The organism is Chitinophaga dinghuensis (assembly GCF_003259435.1).
Classification (GTDB): Bacteria; Bacteroidota; Bacteroidia; order Chitinophagales; family Chitinophagaceae; genus Chitinophaga; species Chitinophaga dinghuensis.
On record NZ_QLMA01000007.1, the window covers coordinates 242,662 to 261,376 of the forward strand.

General features: G+C 46.3%; 7 protein-coding genes. All 7 read left to right on the forward strand.

The window, feature by feature from the left end:
- Positions 1 to 253 precede the first annotated feature (253 nt).
- The 7 genes from CLV59_RS20900 (at position 254) to CLV59_RS20930 (ending at position 18,713) form a co-directional block, all read left to right on the forward strand.
- Positions 254 to 850, forward strand: coding sequence for an RNA polymerase sigma factor (locus tag CLV59_RS20900; protein ID WP_111594025.1), 597 nt, complete (start codon positions 254 to 256; stop codon positions 848 to 850).
- Between the two features lie 109 nt (positions 851 to 959).
- A complete protein-coding gene (locus tag CLV59_RS20905) occupies positions 960 to 1,967 on the forward strand; it encodes a FecR family protein (RefSeq protein WP_111594026.1) in 1,008 nt (335 codons plus the stop codon).
- Positions 1,968 to 2,384: 417 nt separating this feature from the next.
- On the forward strand, positions 2,385 to 6,020 hold the full coding sequence (locus tag CLV59_RS20910; protein ID WP_111594027.1) for a SusC/RagA family TonB-linked outer membrane protein: 3,636 nt from the start codon (positions 2,385 to 2,387) through the stop codon (positions 6,018 to 6,020).
- Positions 6,021 to 6,031: 11 nt separating this feature from the next.
- Positions 6,032 to 7,525, forward strand: coding sequence for a RagB/SusD family nutrient uptake outer membrane protein (locus CLV59_RS20915; protein ID WP_170137848.1), 1,494 nt, complete (start codon positions 6,032 to 6,034; stop codon positions 7,523 to 7,525).
- A gap of 27 nt (positions 7,526 to 7,552) precedes the next feature.
- The gene (locus tag CLV59_RS20920; protein WP_111594028.1) at positions 7,553 to 8,461 is read left to right on the forward strand and encodes a zinc-binding metallopeptidase; all 909 of its coding nucleotides are present in this window, start codon (positions 7,553 to 7,555) and stop codon (positions 8,459 to 8,461) included.
- An 11-nt stretch (positions 8,462 to 8,472) separates the two neighbouring features.
- Positions 8,473 to 9,762 (forward strand): DUF4302 domain-containing protein, encoded by a 1,290-nt coding sequence (locus tag CLV59_RS20925; protein WP_111594029.1) that lies wholly within the window; start codon positions 8,473 to 8,475, stop codon positions 9,760 to 9,762.
- Between the two features lie 29 nt (positions 9,763 to 9,791).
- Complete coding sequence (locus CLV59_RS20930; protein WP_111594030.1) at positions 9,792 to 18,713, forward strand: Ig-like domain-containing protein; 8,922 nt, start codon at positions 9,792 to 9,794, stop codon at positions 18,711 to 18,713.
- Positions 18,714 to 18,715: the final 2 nt, after the last annotated feature.

Consider the following 18,715-nt stretch of genomic DNA (forward strand, 5'->3'; position numbering starts at 1 on the left):
ACAACAGACGTAACTTTTGGAGGCATTTTTATCCCTATGCTAAATTTTGCAAAAATATTTAGCAGATATCCCATTTATAAACAAAATGTAATAGGTTATGAATATAGATAATATGATTATATTTATTAAATAACAATATTTTGTTATTATTTTATACACGTAAGTACGGTCCATGAAAACTTATGATGTTATTTGAAGAGCCTTATTTTATGCCACATTTATTCCGCGCTATGATTCATATAAATGAGGAGATATGAACATGAAAGATGCCGAATTAATCGAACAATTACAGGATAGTCAGGTTGCTGCTTTTGATGAACTGTATTGGAAATATCATGAGGCGGTATACCGCAATATTTTCAAGTTCGTAAAAGAAGAAACTGTTGCCCAGGATATCTTGCAAGAGGTATTCAGCAAATTGTGGGAGAAACGGTTTGACCTAAAAGCTGATCAGTCGGTAAGCGGCTGGTTGTTTGTGATCAGCTTTCATCTATCTGTATCGCACATACGAAAAAAGGTGCGGGAGCACGCGCTGCACCAAGATCTGCTGTCCATGTCCGATGAAGGAATGGAAGGAGTGGAAAACCTGCACGTACAGGAAGAACAGTTTAAACTCCTTATGAAAGGCATTGAGCAGTTATCCCCCCGAAAACGGAGTATTGTAACCCTGTGTAAACTGGAAGGTAAAACCTATGCGGAAGCCGCTGAGGAATTAAATATCTCACGCCATACCGTGAAAGAACATCTGTCGGTGGCCATGTCCCTGTTGAACGATTATATGCAGCGAAATGGTGAACAAAAATATATTCTCTTGTTACTGTTTTTCCTCAATTTCCCTGATGGGAACTGATGTTGGTTGTATTGAAAAATAAAATATATAATATTTTTTGAAAAAAATCCCGGAAACGACCCCCCATTTTTTCAAGCCATGCGTATTTAAAGTATAAACCGTCACGATAGTGGAGAATAGAAAAGCTTATTTGCAGCAATTACTGCATTCAGATAAATGGTCATTGGCACAATGGAACTGGATCAGGGAATACCTGGAAAGTGCGGATCTTTCTGAATTGCAGGCAGTAGCCGAAGAAGATTTTCAAATGGATTTACAGCAGATGCGAAGTACGCTGGATAGAAAGTTGTCCAGACAAATGCTGAGAAATATCCATCGTCGGGCGGGAATAAAAGAAAGCGGTTTCCGTGGCATATTCCGCATGTATCCCCGGAGAGTGGCCGCCGCAGCTGGATTACTACTTGTCTGCGCAGCTACCTGGTTTTGGATGAAACCCCTGGGATCAGATATGCTGGCTATCAACGCAGACAATGAACGTAAAACGCTGACCTTACCCGATAGCTCTGTAGTACAACTGGAACGCGGGTCTGTAATTAAATATGCCAAAAGCTTTGGAAAAACAAACAGGACGCTGGACTTACAAGGAGAAGCTTTTTTTGATGTGAAGAATGATGCGGCACATCCATTTATTATTAATTCGAAAGTAATGAAAACGACTGTACTGGGTACTGCATTTAATATGGATGTAGACAATGATTCCCTCGCCAGTGTAGTAGTAATATCAGGTAGTGTACAAGTGGTGACCGGTAATCTGCATGATGCAAAACAGCCTGGCACTGTACTGACAGCCAACAAAAAACTGGTATTGAACACCATTTCAAATCAATACCAAATAGCCGATGGTACTGCAGATGCGCGATTCTATGAACAAAAGAAAGCCGGTATTTTCCTATACGAAGAAGAAACCGTTGCCAACATTTTGAGCGATCTGGAACGCCTGTATAATCTGTCGCTGAAAGCGAGTCCGGATATCCTCCAGCAAAGGATAAAACTGGATGTCAAAATTGATCAGAATGTGCGGATTCCGTTGGAGTATCTGGCTGCATTGTATCAGGCCCGACTTGTAGCACTTGCCGACGGAAAAGGTTATATGTTAGAAAGTGGAAATAGCCATTGATCAAAACCAAAGTCTAATCGCGTTAACCATGCCATGTATTCAAATCAAATTTGAATAGCAGCAGACATTAATTTTTAACGCAGAAATTATTACCTGTAAAATTATCAAGATTTTACGGGGCGGGCAATCTTTGCCCTTTACAACAGGTCTTAAATCAATTCTCATCCGCCACATGGATGTATATGTTGTTTGGCTGTAATGTTGTTTAGTAGCTTATTTGAGAATTTATCAACCAGTATTTATAAACAAGGACTGATTATGAAAACTATGAACATTTACACTTCCGCCACCGGATAAGACTACCTGTTTTATCTGATTAAAAGTTAACTGCATAGCAGAAGACCCGCTATTGCCCGGTTCTCACGAGGAGCCGGAACGGGAACCTATTACCCTTAAATGTCTATTCAAAACCGAACTATGTTGAAGAATTTCCGACACGTCTTTTACTGCTTGTTGTTACTACTGCCGGCCTTGTCGGTACAGGCTTCCAAGCAGGATTTACTGGATAAAAAAATCTCCATCCAACTACGTGATGTGTTGCTCAAGGATGCATTGGAGAAAATTAGCTCCGTCGCTGAAGTATCCTTTGTATACAGCAGCAGCGATGCGCTGAATGCTAATAAAGTAACACTGAGTGCCAACAATGAGAAAGTAGGCGTGCTCCTGCATAAACTCCTTTCTCCTTACTCGCTCTCTTTTTTCGTTATGTATGATCGTATTGTGATCAGAAAAGAAAATCCCAGTGACATTCCCTCCAAACTTTCCGGTAACCTCTGGCAAATTCAACCCAGAACAACGGATATAAAAGGAGTGGTAACGGATGCGAAAAAAGAACCTCTGCCTGGCGTAACCATTATCGTTAAAGGTACTTCCCGCGGCACTACCACTAATGCTAAAGGAGAATTTGAACTGAAGAAAATTCCTTCCAATGCAGTATTGATACTCAACTTCACAGGGTATAAATCTGAGGAGATGCATGCCAGTCAATTTGCTTCCGGCACACAATACATTGTGCTGAAAGAAAAACCTACTCACCTGCAAGAGGTGGTAGTGACAGGGTTTCAAAGCATTGATAAAAGTAAATTCTCCGGCGCTGCTACGCGACTCAAAGCAGAAGATGTGAAAATTGACGGGATGACGGATGTTAGTCGCATGCTGGAAGGACGCGTTGCCGGCGTGGCGATACAGAACGTTTCCGGCACTTTCGGTACTGCGCCCAAAGTACGCGTACGCGGCGCTACCTCCATCAATGGCGATAACAAACCGTTATGGGTAGTAGACGGCGTTGTACTGGAAGACGTAGTCAATATCAGCAACGATCAGCTCTCCAGCGGAGACCCAACTACATTGCTAGGTTCCGCTGTGGCAGGACTGAACTCCAACGATATCGAGAGTTTCGATATCCTGAAAGATGCCGCCGCTACTGCTTTGTATGGCGCACGCGCTATGAATGGGGTAGTGGTAATCACTACTAAAAAAGGGAAAGCCGGCAGGCCGGTGATCGCCTACAGCGGCAATTTCAGCACCCAGCTGAAACCCCGTTACAGCGATTTCAATATCATGAACTCTGCACAACAAATGTCCGTTCTGGCAGAACTGGAAAGAAAAGGAATCCTTACTTCTGATATCCTTTCCAGAGCAGATAATGGGGTGTTCGGAAAATTATATGAAAAGCTCAACGCCGATAAAAACGGCCATTTCCCTGTAGCCAATACGCCTGAAGCCAGAAAGGCCTTCCTGATGCGCTATGCCAATGCCAACACTGATTGGTTTGGGATGCTATTCCGTAATAACTTCGTACAGGAACATTCTCTCAGTATCTCCTCTGGTACAGATCGTTCCCAGTCCTATTTCTCTACCAGCTATTTCAGCGACAACGGCTGGACGCTGGCAGATAAAGTAAGCAGATATACGCTCAATTATCGTAATACCTATAAACTTTCAGAACGTCTTACAACGAATTTCTCTACCCTGGCATCTGTGCGCCAGCAGAAAGCACCGGGAGCGCTCACCCGCAGCAGTAACCCGGTAGAAGGAAAGTACGACCGTGATTTCGATATCAATCCCTTTAGCTATTCCCTCAATACCAGTCGTACCCTCACTGCATACGATGAAGATGGTAACCTGGAATATTTCAGAAGAAACTATGCACCGTTCAATATCATCAATGAACTGAAAAATAATTACATCAATCTGAATCTGATGGACCTCCGGCTGCAGGGCGATTTGCAGTGGAAGCTGTCGAAGAAAGTTCGCTACGAATTCACCGGCGCTATGCGCTATGTGAAATCTTCCAGAGAACATCAGATCACAGAGAAATCCAATATGGCAAATGCCTACCGTGCCGCAGACAATGCCACCATCGCAGAAAATAACCGGTTCCTTTATCGCAACCCGGATGATCCGGACGCACAACCAGTTATCGTACTGCCTTATGGCGGTTTCTATAACCGCACAGAAGACCTGCTGGTAAACTATGATTTCAGAAATGGGCTGAACTATGCCGATACCTTCCGCACCAAACATCAACTGAACGTACTGGTAGGACAACAGGTAAAGGCGGCCGACAGGCAAACAGCCAGCAATACAGGTTATGGTTATCAGTATGATAACGGAGGTGTTCCTTTCGTGGATTACAAGATCCTGAAGCAGACTATCGAGAGCAATTTTCCTTACTATGCGATGGGGCGCGATTATGACCGTTTTGCGGCCTTTTACGCTACAGCAACCTATGCCTACAATCATAAATACAATGCTACTGTAACGGGTCGTTATGATGGCTCTAACCGCCTGGGTAGCTCCAGGAAAGCCCGCTGGCTGCCTACTTACAGCGCCGCCGCTTCCTGGAATATAGAACAGGAGCAATTTATGCAGTCATTCCGTAATCTGGACTACCTCACGCTGCGCGCCAGCTATGGCCTCACCGCCAGCATGGGCCCTGCTACCAATTCCAATATTGTATTTCAGACAGTCAACACCAAAAGACCGCATCTCACCGAAGTAGAATCTGTTATTCAACTGGCACATCTGCAAAACGATGACCTGACATGGGAGAAACTCTATACCACCAACCTCGGACTGGATGGAGGAATGTACAATGGCAGAATTAACTGGGCTATCGATGCATATACGCGTAAAAGTTTTGATCTCATAAGCAAAATCAAAACCTCCGGTGTGGGAGGTGAACTCTACAAGGCCGCCAACTACGCCGATATGGATTCCAAAGGTTTGGAAATCATGATCGGCGGCGAGCCTGTGAGAAAAAAGAATTTTAGCTGGAGAGCAAATGTCACCTTCGGTTACAATACCAATAAAATCACCAATGCCAAGAATATCCCGGCCATCTTCGACCTCGTAGTAGCAGAAGGAGGCAACATCCAGGGATACCCCGTACGTAGTCTCTTTTCCCTCAAATATGAAGACCTGTCACACTATAACGGCGTTCCTGAATTCATCAATGAAAAAGGAGACCTGAACAATAACGTAAACCTCCAGGATCTGAGAACAGGCCACCTTGTCTATGAAGGACCGGTAGACCCTCCGATTACTGGCGGTTTCTCTAATACATTCCGATATAAAAACCTTTCGCTGAACGTATTTCTGACTTATCAGCAAGGCAATAAGATCAGATTATATCCTGCATTCAAGACCGCTTACTCCGACCTGGACGCTATGCCCAGAGAATTCTACGACAGATGGGAAATGCCAGGAGAAGAAAAGAAAACTTCTGTTCCCTCTATCCTCGATGTATTTGAGCAAAGCCTGATCTGGGGCAGCTATCCATATAACAATTACAACTATTCAACAGAAAGAGTGGCAAAAGGTGATTTCCTGCGCCTGAAAACCGTTTCGCTCACCTACACTTTGCCGTCCGACAAAGCAAAGAAATGGATAGGCTTTAACAGCCTTTCTGTTACCGGCGCTGCCATCAATCCATGGCTGATCTATGCGGATAAAAAACTGCAAGGACAAGATCCGGAATTCTTCAATTCCGGCGGGGTAGCACAACCAATTCAGAAACAGTTCACGCTTTCCATAAAAGCTGGTCTTTAAAAATATGCACCATGAAATTATATCCTACTACGAAGCATAAATTCTACCGCTCCAGGAAGCCAAAGGCTATTATCATACTGGCCGCTGGCCTCATGCTTACCGGCGCCTGTAAGAAATTCCTGGAACAACAGCCAGACAGTACCTGGACTTCCATGGATACGCCAGCGAAAGTGGCTAAACTATTGGGCACTTCCTACCCGCAATCCAGCTACATCGTTATGTGCGAAGCAAAGTCGGACAACGTGGAAGATAAAGCCGTAGGACAATCAGAAAGGCCTAACAGCGACAGTTACCTCTTCCGCGATGTGGAATCCATTGAAGAAGATTCCCCGGAAGCCTATTGGGCGGCGGCCTACGCGGCGATCGCCGCTGCCAACCAAGCCCTGAAAGCCTGTGCGGAAGCCCCTGATACGGCCGCTTATACCGCACAGAAAGGAGAGGCGCTGGTAGCCAGAGCCTATGCGCATTTTATGCTGGTGAATCTGTTCTCTCCAATATACAGCGAAGCGACCGCCGGCAGCAGTATGGGTATTCCTTACGTGACAGAACCGGAAACAGTTGTGAATAAAATCTACCAACGCAAGACGGTGGCCTATGTATATGAGATGATTGAAAAAGATCTGCTGGCAGGATTACCGCTACTGAAAGATGACTCGTATACGGTCAGTCGCTATCACTTCAACAGAGTAGCCGCCAATGCTTTCGCCAGCCGCTTCTACCTGTTCAAAAAAGATTATCAGAAAGTAGGCTACTATGCCAACCAGGCTTTCCCTGCCGATCAGCTGGGATTGCATATGCGCTTGTGGAATACCCGATATAATACCATGTCGCCCGCCCAGATCTGGGATCTCTATTCCAATGCAGCAGAAGATGCCAACCTGCTCATCGTAGAAACCAAATCCCTCATGGGGCGCTATATGGGCCGGTACCGCTACGACCTCTCTTTCGCAAAAGAAATGGAGATCATCGGCGACAATGTTACCGGTGGAAAATTCGCCTATCCGGTATACTACTATGGCAACCAGGACTACTTCGTTCCCAAAGCCACAGAGTATTTCGTGAAGAATTCCGTAAACGCCACTATCGGACAACCCTATACGATGAACGTACTCTTCACAACAGAAGAAGTATTGTTCAATCGCGCTGAAGCCAATGCCTGGCTTGGTAATTACGATGCTGTGCTGAAGGATCTCAATCTCTTCGCCAGCAAACGTATTACCAATTATAACTCGACCACGCATGCCATCACACTGGCAAAAATTCAGAACTACTACCGTATTACAGATGTGCGTCAGGCCTATCTCAAAACAATACTGGATTTCAAACGCGCAGAATATATACAGGAGGGCATGCGCTGGTTCGATCTGCTGCGCTATGACGCCACCATCACGCACAACACTTTCGATGGTAAAGTACTGCAGCTGAAACCAGGAGATGACATGCGCGTATTTCAGCTACCGCAGACGGCCGTCAACAGTGGGCTGGAACTGAATCCCAGGAAATAAATTCTATATCAACCACAATCTAATACTATGTTGAAACTGAAATCACTCCTGCTTTTACTCGCCTGCTGCTGCCTGTTCGCCTGCAGCAAACGCGATACCATGGACATCGTGGAGGATATCCCCGGGCTGGGAGGAGATACCTGGAAACAAGGTACGATTGATAAGTACCTGTACGACTCCCTTACCGCTCCATTTAATGTGGCGGTGAAATACAAATGGGACCAGTTTGAATTTGAAGTCAACAAAACACTGGTACCTCCTAAAGAAGAGAAAGTCATCCCCGTAGTGGAAGCCATTCGCAAAGTATGGATCAGCACCTATATCGCTGAAGCAGATTCGCTCTTCTTTAAAAAATATTGTCCCAAATTCCTGATCCTCTCAGGCAGTGCCAGCTGGAATGCCAACGGTACCATCACCCTCGGTACAGCAGAAGGAGGCAGAAAAGTAGTACTCTATCTTATCAATGAATTCCGTACGAAAACAATGCCTGGATATAAACTCTCTGATTCCGCCACCGTGAAACAGATGTTCCATGTGATCGAACATGAATTCGGACATATCCTGCATCAGAATACGATGTATCCGGTCGACTTCAAACGCGTAACGCCGGGTCTTTACACAGGCAACTGGAATAATATCTCCGATGCAGCGGCCCACAGAGATGGGTTTGTGACCGCTTATGCCATGTCTGGTTTTGACGATGATTTTGTGGAGATGATATCCATGATGCTGGTAGAAGGTAAGGCAGGTTTCGATAAGATCGTAAACAGTATCCCGGCCGGAAATAGTACCAACGGTACGCCACAGGCAACAGCGAAAGCCAGTCTGCGAGCAAAGGAAGCCATTGTGGTGAATTACTTCGATAAGGTTTGGCATATCGACTTCTACAGCCTCCAGAATCGCACCCGCACTGAAATTGAAAAATTACTCTACTAAACTGACTGAGGATGAAAAAAATTGTATACGGTTTACTGGTCGGTATAATGGCGCTGGGATCTTGTAGGAAAGATATAGATCCGGTTTTCTCTGAATCCCCTGATCAACGCCTGAAAGATACGCTGCAAATGTACCAGCGGGAACTAATGGGTTCCCCTTATGGCTGGAATATGGTGGTATTCCCTAGACTAAACGGAGCATACAGCTTCTACATGAAATTCACGGACTCCAACCGGGTACAGATGTTTGCCGATATGGATGCCACCACCGCTACTACTATGAAGGAAAGTAGCTGGCGACTGAAAGCATTACAACAACCAAGTATCCTTTTCGATACTTATTCTTATCTCCATCAACTCAGCGACCCCGATGGCAATGTAAACGGCGGTCCTGACGGAGTAGGCCTCCAGTCGGATTTTGAATTTGCCTTCGATGGCAGAGCCGGCGATACCATCCGTTTACGTGGAAGATTCAATCATACCTATGCCTACCTCGTAAAAGCCAAACAAGAAGAACAGGACGCCTATTATCAAGGAAAAGCAACACATACCATCGATAAGGTGAAGTCTATGCTGACCTTCTTCCAACGGTTATCTACTGCAGAATCCAAGTACGATTTACAGTTTTCTCCTGAAACGCACTACATGCTGGTGGGTTTTATGGATAATGGGAAATACAAACTGGTGTCAAGCAGGTATTACTATACGCTCACAGGCGTTGCATTAAGTAATCCTTATGACACCCTCCAGTTACCTTTCTCCAAACTGGAAAATGTAACCTGGAATAATGGTTCCATGACTTGTACAGTGGATGGAAAACAAGCAACCATCACAGAAACCGCATTGCCCCTGCAAGTCGACAAGCAAGCGCCTATGCGCTGGTACAATATCCCGCTGGCGGATGGTTCCTATTGGCAAAGCTACAATGGCTTTCATGTCAATGGGGTAGAAGATGCCTATAATGTACATGCTACCTCCAGATATTATTCCATCGGTTACTGGCCTCAATATGAGGAAGATATAGACCTACTGCCCTGGATAGTTATTAACTCCGCGGGTACTGGTCTCACCTTCAACTACGGCGTAGGATTCGACGGCCCGCCTACCGTGGATGCCAGTGGCTTTATTCATTTTAATGTCTATGGTTCGTTAGGAACCCCTCCATCTCCAGTTTCAGCACCACAGAATACGGTGCGAAAAATGGGGGATGCAGGCGGCTTCTATATGGTGCAACAGACGGACAGAGTTTTTGCAATGGTAAGTGCGACAGACGGCAAGTCCTGGATTTTCTGGTATCACTAATTGTATTGAGAATTCCCAAATAAAATGAAATGAAAAAATTAACTGTAACTCTCCTTACCAGTCTGTTGTTGCTGATAGCCCTACGGCTATCGGCACAAACAGATATCCGTATCGGGAACGATACTACCGGGAATAATGATACCGGATATCCGTGCCCGTTACAGGATTATTATGAGGGGTCGAGAGCGCAATACCTGATCCTGGCGTCGGAGCTGCAAGCTGCCGGCATGGGACCAGGCGTGATCAGCGGCGTGAAGTTCTTTGTAAAGAACCTCAACGCTACCGGCGTCATCGAAGGGTATGCCATCAAAATAGGCACTACTACGGTGACTACGCTGGATCAGAACAGTTGGCTACCGACCACTCACATCGGCAGAATAGGCGCCGATTATCAACCAGTCGCTGGCTGGAACGTATTCACTTTCCCTACAGGATTCTTCTGGAACGGTACGGATAATATCGTGCTGGAAGTCTGCAACGGACAAAGTCCCATCGCAGATGGGGACTGGTATACTCATAACCCGGAAGTCCCCTATACTACAGGACTTCCCTTCAATGCTTCCCATACCTACCGGGTAGATAATACTTCGGATGTATGCGGTACAAGCAGTACTTCCAATACGGGTACTATGAGCACCAGGCCCAACGTCACCTTTGCCTGGATCCCCGCAGTAGCCTGTACAGGTACGCCTGCCGCTGGTACGGCTTCCGTGACAACGAATACAGTCTGTCTAAACCAAAAGTTTAGTCTCAGCGTAACCGGCGGTACAGTGGCTTCCGGCCTCAAGTACCAATGGCAACGTTCAGCCGACAACGTTAGCTGGACCAACATTCCGAACGACACCTCCGCTATGGTGACGGAAAGTCAGACAGTAACCTCTTACTACAGATGTGTGGTAACCTGCGTTGGTAGCGGACTTTCAGGCGCTTCCAATGCGGTACAGGTAACCAGTCCGGCATTAGTGCAGGGTATTTTCACCATCAATAAAAACCTGCCTACCGGTAGCGGTAACTTCGCATCCTTTAATGATGCCTATAATTTCCTGAAATGCGGTATCAGCGGCCCTGTTACCTTCGATGTGACGGCAGGCAGCGGTACCTACACAGAACAATTAATGTTCAATGCAGTGCCTGGCGCTTCTGCAGTGAATACTATTACCTTCAACGGCCATGGCGATACGCTGGCATACGCCTGTACCAGTACCAACAGGGCCATCATAAAATTAGACAATGCATCCTATTTTACTTTCAATGGCTTAGTGCTAAAAACCATCATCGGTACAGGTACCACCTATGGTTGGGGCTTTCACATACTGAATGATGCCAACAGAAACAATATCACTAACTGTACGATCGTACTGGATACCGCTAGTACCGCCTCTAACTACGCCGGTATCGTTATCAGTACTTCTACTTCTTCCCCTACCGGCACCGGCGATAACAGTTGCGACAGCATCAATATCATTGGTAACACCATCTTCGGTGGCTACTATGGTATCACGGTAATGGGTAGCTCCAATATTCCGAATATCGGCGTTACCATCAGGGATAATAAAATAAACGATTTCTATTACTACGGTATTTATTTCGGTGGCGCCTCTTTACTCAATATTGAAGATAACCTCATCAGCAGACCAGTAAGGAAGACGGTGAGCACCTTCTACGGCGTATATGGCTCCGGACTCAATACCCGGGTGAAGGTTACGCGCAACCGGATTACCAATCCGTTTGGCGCTGTGCCTACGAATACCAATAGCTTCTATGGGGTATATTTCTCCAACGTAGACGCCTTTGCCAGTCTGGAGAATGAGGTATCCAACAACCTGATTTATAATCTTACCGGTATAGGCACTGTTTATGGAATTTATAACAGTAGTTCCGACAACAACCGCTTTTACCACAATACCCTCTCTATTGACGGGGCTTCCAATACAAGTACTACGTATAGTGCTTATGGTTATTATCAATCGTCGCAGGTAGATGGCGTAGAATTCTATAATAACCTCGTCTCCCTAACCAGATCTGGCGGGGGATCAAAATATGGCATTTACATCAGTACTGCAACCAGTACCGTCCTCGCTAATAATAACAACTATTACAACCCAGGGGGCACTGGTACTAACTATCTCGGCTATTGGGGTGCAAATGCCGCCAAGCTGTCCGACTGGCAAACTATTTCCCGTCAGGACGCGGTTGCCTTTACAACCAATCCGCTCTTCACCGATCCGGCTACAGGTAATTATACGCCTGCTAACGCTTCCATCGACAACAAAGGTATGCCGCTGGCGGCTGTGCCGATCGATATCTTAAAAGCGGTACGTAGTACTACTACGCCGGATCTCGGAGCATACGAGTTTACGCCGCCGCCATGTACCACGCCTCCTACGCCAGGTACAGCAAAAGTGGACCTGACCCCGGTATGCGCCAATACAAAAGTCTCGTTGTCGCTCACTGGTAACTCCATTGGTTTGGCCCAGACCTATCAATGGCAGACCGCTACCTCGGCAACTGGTACATATACAGATCTGGGTACGCCTATTACCAACCCGGATACTATCATAGCGGCTGCAACCACCCTGTACTATCGTGTAGCAGTTACTTGCAGTGGCAACACTGCTTATTCTACGCCGGTATTACTCACCGTTAATCCTGCTCTTGCGGGCGGTAACTACTCTATCGATAAAACACAACCTGCTTCTGCTACCAACTTTATCAGCTTCAATGCGGCTAAAGCGGCGATGAACTGCGGTATCACTGGCGCGGTAGTGTTTAATGTAACTCCAGGAACCGGACCATACAACGAACAGCTGATCCTGGATTCCATACCTGGCACTTCCGCTGTAAATACGATCACCTTTAACGGTAACGGCAATACGATTGCATTCACTGGTCAAACAACAGACGAACGCGCTACCATCAAATTACGTGGGGCTGATTTCGTAACGATAGACAGCCTGGTGATTGATGCACGTGGTACTACTTATGGTTTTGGAGTACATATGTGGAGAGATGCAGACAGTAACACCATCAGTCGCTGTGTGATCATTACCGATACTACATCTACCAGCAGTAACTACGCCGGTATCGTGATCAGCGGCGCCGATGGCAGCGCTACCACCAGCACTTACAACAGATGCGATGGTATCCGCCTGCTCAACAACACGATCCGTGGCGGTTACTATGGTATCATCAACTATGCAGATGGTACTAACTACAGTAACAACATTACCATCTCCGGTAATACCGTGAAAGAGTTTTACTCTGATGGTATCCGCGTATACTACAATAAGAACGTGACCATCAATGGTAACGATATCAGCAGACCGGGACGCGCTAATACCGCTTCTTCTGTAAACGGTATCAGTGCAGAAAGTTCTAGTGGCGTTACTGTTAGCAACAACAGGGTACATAACCTGTATGATGCGCAAGGTACCAGTACTTCCACCACTTACGTACTCCGCATGTACTATTCTGATGGCGATGTAAATGCGCCAAACAGAATGTTCAACAACGCAGTGTATAACATCCGTGGCGGTACTACCTATGGTATCTACGATCTCTATTCCAGCTATGTAAAATACCTGCATAATACCATTGTGCTGGATGACAATACCAACACTGCCAGCGTAACTACCTATGGCTACTACCATAGCGGTACGGTGACAGATGTTTCCTTGTATAACAACATTTTCAAAGTAAGCAGAAGTGGCACTGGTTCCAGATATGGTTTGTATATGTCTACCGCCAATATGGTGAAGTCAAACTACAACGACATCTTCGTGAAAAGTACCAGCAATACTGCTTATACTGGCTACTCCGGTGCGGCAATCACAACTTTGGCTAACTGGCGCACTACCGCTAGACTGGACAGCAATTCCCTTAATGTGGAACCTGTATTTGTGGATCAGTCGATCGGTAATCTTGAACCAACGATCTCTCCGTTGGATAACACCGGTACGCCGGTAGGTATCGCCAATGATATCCGTCAGGTAGTACGTAGTACCACTACGCCTGATATGGGCGCATGGGAAGTAACTATTCCGGATTGTACCAAACCGCCGGTGCCTGGCACTTCCTTGATTACGCCTAATACGCCGATGTGTATGGGCAACTATGTGAAACTGGATCTGACAGGTAATAGCAGGGGAGGACGACAGACCTACCAATGGCAACGCAGCCCCGATGGTACAAGCAACTGGGAAGCTGCCGGAGATCCGCAGTTCACTGCAGCCTTCAGCACCGCGCTTACAGCAAAGAAATATTTCCGTTGCATGGTAGTTTGCGGTGGCACAGATACGGCTTATTCTACAGTGGTAATGGCGAACCTGAACGATCCGCTGCTGGCAGGAACTTATTCCATCGATCCTTCACAGCCTGCGAGCATACAGAACTTCCAGAGCTTCGGCGCTGCTGCACAGAAACTGGAATGCGGTATCGCAGGTCCGGTTACATTTGAAGCCGTTGCAGGCACCTATAATGAACAGGTGACCATGCATAATATCCCTGGAGCAGGGGTGAACAGTCGCGTCACCTTCACCAGCAAAACTGGTAATGCTGCGGACGTAATCCTCACTACTGCCGGCACTTCTACGCTCAACTATGTATTGATGCTGGATTCTGTGAGTTATGTTACCTGGAAAAACATCACGGTGAAACCTACCAGCACTACTTATGGTCGCGGTATCGTTTTCGATCGTGGTGCAGGATACGACAGTATCAGTAAAATGGCTATTGAAATGCCTGCGGTAACAAGTACCAGCAGTAATGTTTCAGGTATATATGCGAATGTGGTATATGGCAACGCCAATACGCTGACAGGCAATACTATCAGGAACGGTTCATCCGGTATTTACTGGAACAACAGTTACTCCGTGCTGGGCCAGAACCTCCAAATAGATAATAATATCATCAAAGGTTCCCGCGATAATGGTATCTATACTTACTATGTACGTAATGCGAATATTACTGCAAACAGTGTGGAATTAACAATTCCGCTGGGGACTACCGCTTATGGTATTTACAACAGTTATGCGGATTCTTCACTGGTACTGTCCCGTAACCAGATCAATGTTACGGGCGCTACCACCACCGTTCATGGCGTCTACCTCTATTATCCAAGCATACAGGGTAAAAAGGCCGATGTAGCGGGAAATAAAATAACTATGCGTGGCAACTTCGCAGACGTAACAGGGATGTATCTCTACGAAGCGGATGTTTGTAGTATAGTCAACAACGTTATCAACGTGCAGACATTGGGTACCAATTCTTATGGTATCTACAGCTCTTACGCCAGCAAAACTAATGTTTATAATAACACCGTTCTCAATAGCTCCAGGAATACGAATAACAGCTATGGCGCTTATTTCTATACTTCTTCCAGTGATGGCAATCTGAAGTTGAGAAATAACATCTTCGCGCATGATAGTAGCGGAAGAGCTTTAATGGTAACGAATCCGGACTATATCAACAGTGATTACAATACGCTGTACACCAATGGTGCAGCCCTGATTCGTCAGACGGCAGCTCCGGCAACGGATTATGCTACGCTGCCTGCTTACCGCGCTGCGAAATCACAGGAGATGAGCTCCATCTCCTATAAACCGGCCTTTATCAGCAACACGGACTTACGTCCTGATATCAACAATCCGGATGTTTGGGCTATCCATGGCCGTGGTGTGCAGGCAGTAGACAATCCGGTGGATATCAATGGTGCACCTCGCCCAACTATACTCACAGAAGGGGTACCCGATATGGGAGCCTATGAGTTCTATCCGGCAGTGATTCCGCCTGTATTGCCTGCTACGCCGGCAACTCCGGCTCCGGGTATTACACAAACCTGGATGTTTGGTACCGATACCGTTACCAAAATTACCTGGAAACCAGGAGTGTCTATTCCTACTGATCTCACTGTGCGCAGGTACTCCGGTGTGAAACCACCAAATGTGCCGAAAGATTCTACCTACATGTATTTCTATGTGGACGTAGATGCTAACCCATCCAGCAATCAGTATGGATTTGATATTAAACAGTATTATGTAGACTCCTGGCTGGGCTTCATTCATGGCGAGAAAAATATCCGCCTGGCAATGACGGATACCGCCAAAGTATGGAGTACTGATACCCTCAGTAAAGTAGATCCGGTGGCCAATATCATTAGTGATACGAGTCTCCGTTACCTGGATTACTTCACTGGTATGGAAGCTCCGGGTTTAAATACCAAGCAAATAATAGTGCCATCTGACAGCTCCAACAGAGGTACTAAATTCTGGGTAGCATATGGTCATCACCAGTTCTTCACAGGCGCCAACACACAGGAAATGGTACTGTACTTCAATGCAGAAGATTCTGCCAATGTACGTGTATACATTAACGGTACTTCATGGGAAAGAACATACAGAGTGCCTGCCAATACTACCATCACTTCCGACCTGATTCCTAAAATCGGCGCAAGCGATGCCCGCCTGCTGGATGAAGGTATATCTGACAGAGGTATCAGTATAGAAAGTGACGTGCCTATTGTGGCATATGCGCACATTTACGGCAGCTTGTCGTCCGGCGCTACCATGCTGCTGCCGGTAGGTACTTACGGATACGACTATATGACTTTACAGTCTAAGCAGTATTACAGTTCCGATTGTTACTCCTGGCTCTACGTGATCGCCAACTATGATAATACAAAAGTGGAAATCACACCTACTGTACCAACTGTGGGAGGCCGTCAGCCGAATGTACCATTTACTGTTACGCTGCAAAAAGGAGAAGTGTACCAGGTGTTGGGATCAATTATGTCTGGTTCGCAAGGATATGATCTCTCAGGTAGTCACATCAGATCCGTAAAAAATGACAAGGATGAATGTTGGCCTGTTGCGGTATTCTCCGGTAGTTCCCGTACATCTCTGGACTGCGGAGGCGGACTGAGTGGCGGTGGAGATAATATGTTGCAGCAGAACTTCCCGTCTCAGGCATGGGGTAAGAAATACCTGACGTCGCCATTTGCTACATACAATTCAGCTACCGCCACTCTGACGGGTATTTTCCGTGTGCTGGTAAAAGATCCTGCCACCGTTGTGAAAGTGAATAATGTGCGGTTAACAAACCTGATCGGTAATGCCTATTATGAATTTGAAAGCAGAACCGCAGATATAATCGAATCAGATATACCGGTAATGGTAGCACACTATATGCCGTCAGCATATAACTGTACCAGTACAAATTATAATGATGGGGACCCTGAAATGATTTACCTCAGCCCGGTAGAACAAGGTATCAAAAAGATCGGCTTCTATCGTACCAATAAGGAAGTCATAGGGGTGAACTATCTCAATGTAATTATTCCTACCAATGGTCTCAGCTCCCTGCAGATCGACGGTAGTAACACCTTCGACTATACGTATCCGCATCCGAATGCGCCAGGATACTCTGTTGTGGTGAAACGATGGGGTTCAACACCAGGTGCATCCAAAGCTAGTAGCGACTCTGCTTTCACCGCCTTCGTATATGGAGAAGGCAGCCAGGAAAGCTATGGATACAACGCGGGTACACTGGTGAAGAATCTGAATATCCTCAATTCTTACACGAACGTAAACAATCCGGATTCGTCCGTGTCTTCCAACACTTATACCTGTGCGAAGACGCCGTTCCGCTTCTCCATGCTGATCCAGGTAAAACCAGTAGAGATCAAATGGAAGCTCAGCGAAGTGGCTAATCTCACTCCGCACGCGGATGTAGTTCAAACCAATCCGGTTCCTAAAGATTCAATTACCGTAAACGGAAGGGTATACTACCGTTATGTACTGGATGCCGATTATGTATTCAGCGCACCGGGTATTTATTATATACCTATCCGTATCACACATCCTGCCTTCGAAAGCTGCAACAGCACCTTTGAAAGCGTACTCACCGTGAAGGTAATTCCTGCTCCGGTAGTAACGATTACCACCACGTACAACAACTGTATCAGCGACCTGGCAACGTTCGTCGGTAATGCTACTACCAGCAATGGCGTTGGCATCGCGAAATGGAAATGGGAATTCAGCGATACTACAGTGGCCTACTCTAAAGATACCACCAGGTATTTCCGCTCTGCTGGCACCAAACAGGTGAAACTGAGCATCGTAGCCGCTGAAGGTTGTATTGGCGATACTTCTGTAACAGTCGATGTATTCGATCCAACGCCGGTAGTACTGGTACAGGATTCTATTAATACCTGTGAAGGTAACAGCGTTACCCTCCAGGTGAAAGATCCTAAACCTAATGCCCAGTACAACTGGTACGATGCGGCAACAGGCGGAAATCTGCTGCACTCCGGTAACGACTATACGATTAACCCAGTAACCCGGAACGTGGATGTGTTTGTGGAAAGCTCCACGCAAGGATGTGCCGGTGGCGCAAGAACGAAAGGGGTGGTAAGAATGACGCCAAAACTGGTGAAACCTGTATTGACGGTAGATACAGTAGGCGTGCATACTATGCGTTTCAAATGGGCCGCTGTGCCTTATGCTACCGGATACCTGGTGTCCGCAGATGGTGGCAACACATGGACTACTCCATCCAGTGGCAGCGAAGGATTGATGCATGAACTGAAAGGCCTGCAGCCAAGTACCGATTATTCCCTCCTGGTAAAAGCGCTGGGTTGCGAAGAACAGGTATCTGATCCTGCTAAGGGCAAAACTTTACCAGACGGCATTTATATCCCGAACACTTTCACACCGAATAATGATGGTAAAAACGATGTGCTGTTTGTATATGGATACATCATCCGCGATATACATATGTCCATCTTCAACCAATGGGGTGAAAAAGTATTCGAATCGCTCAGTCAACAACAAGGATGGGATGGAACCTACAAGGGTAAGGCGATGCCTTCAGGCGTATACATCTATGTATGCCGCGTTACCCTGACGGATGGCACTGTGGTTGAAAAGAAAGGCGTGATAAATCTGGTTCGATAACC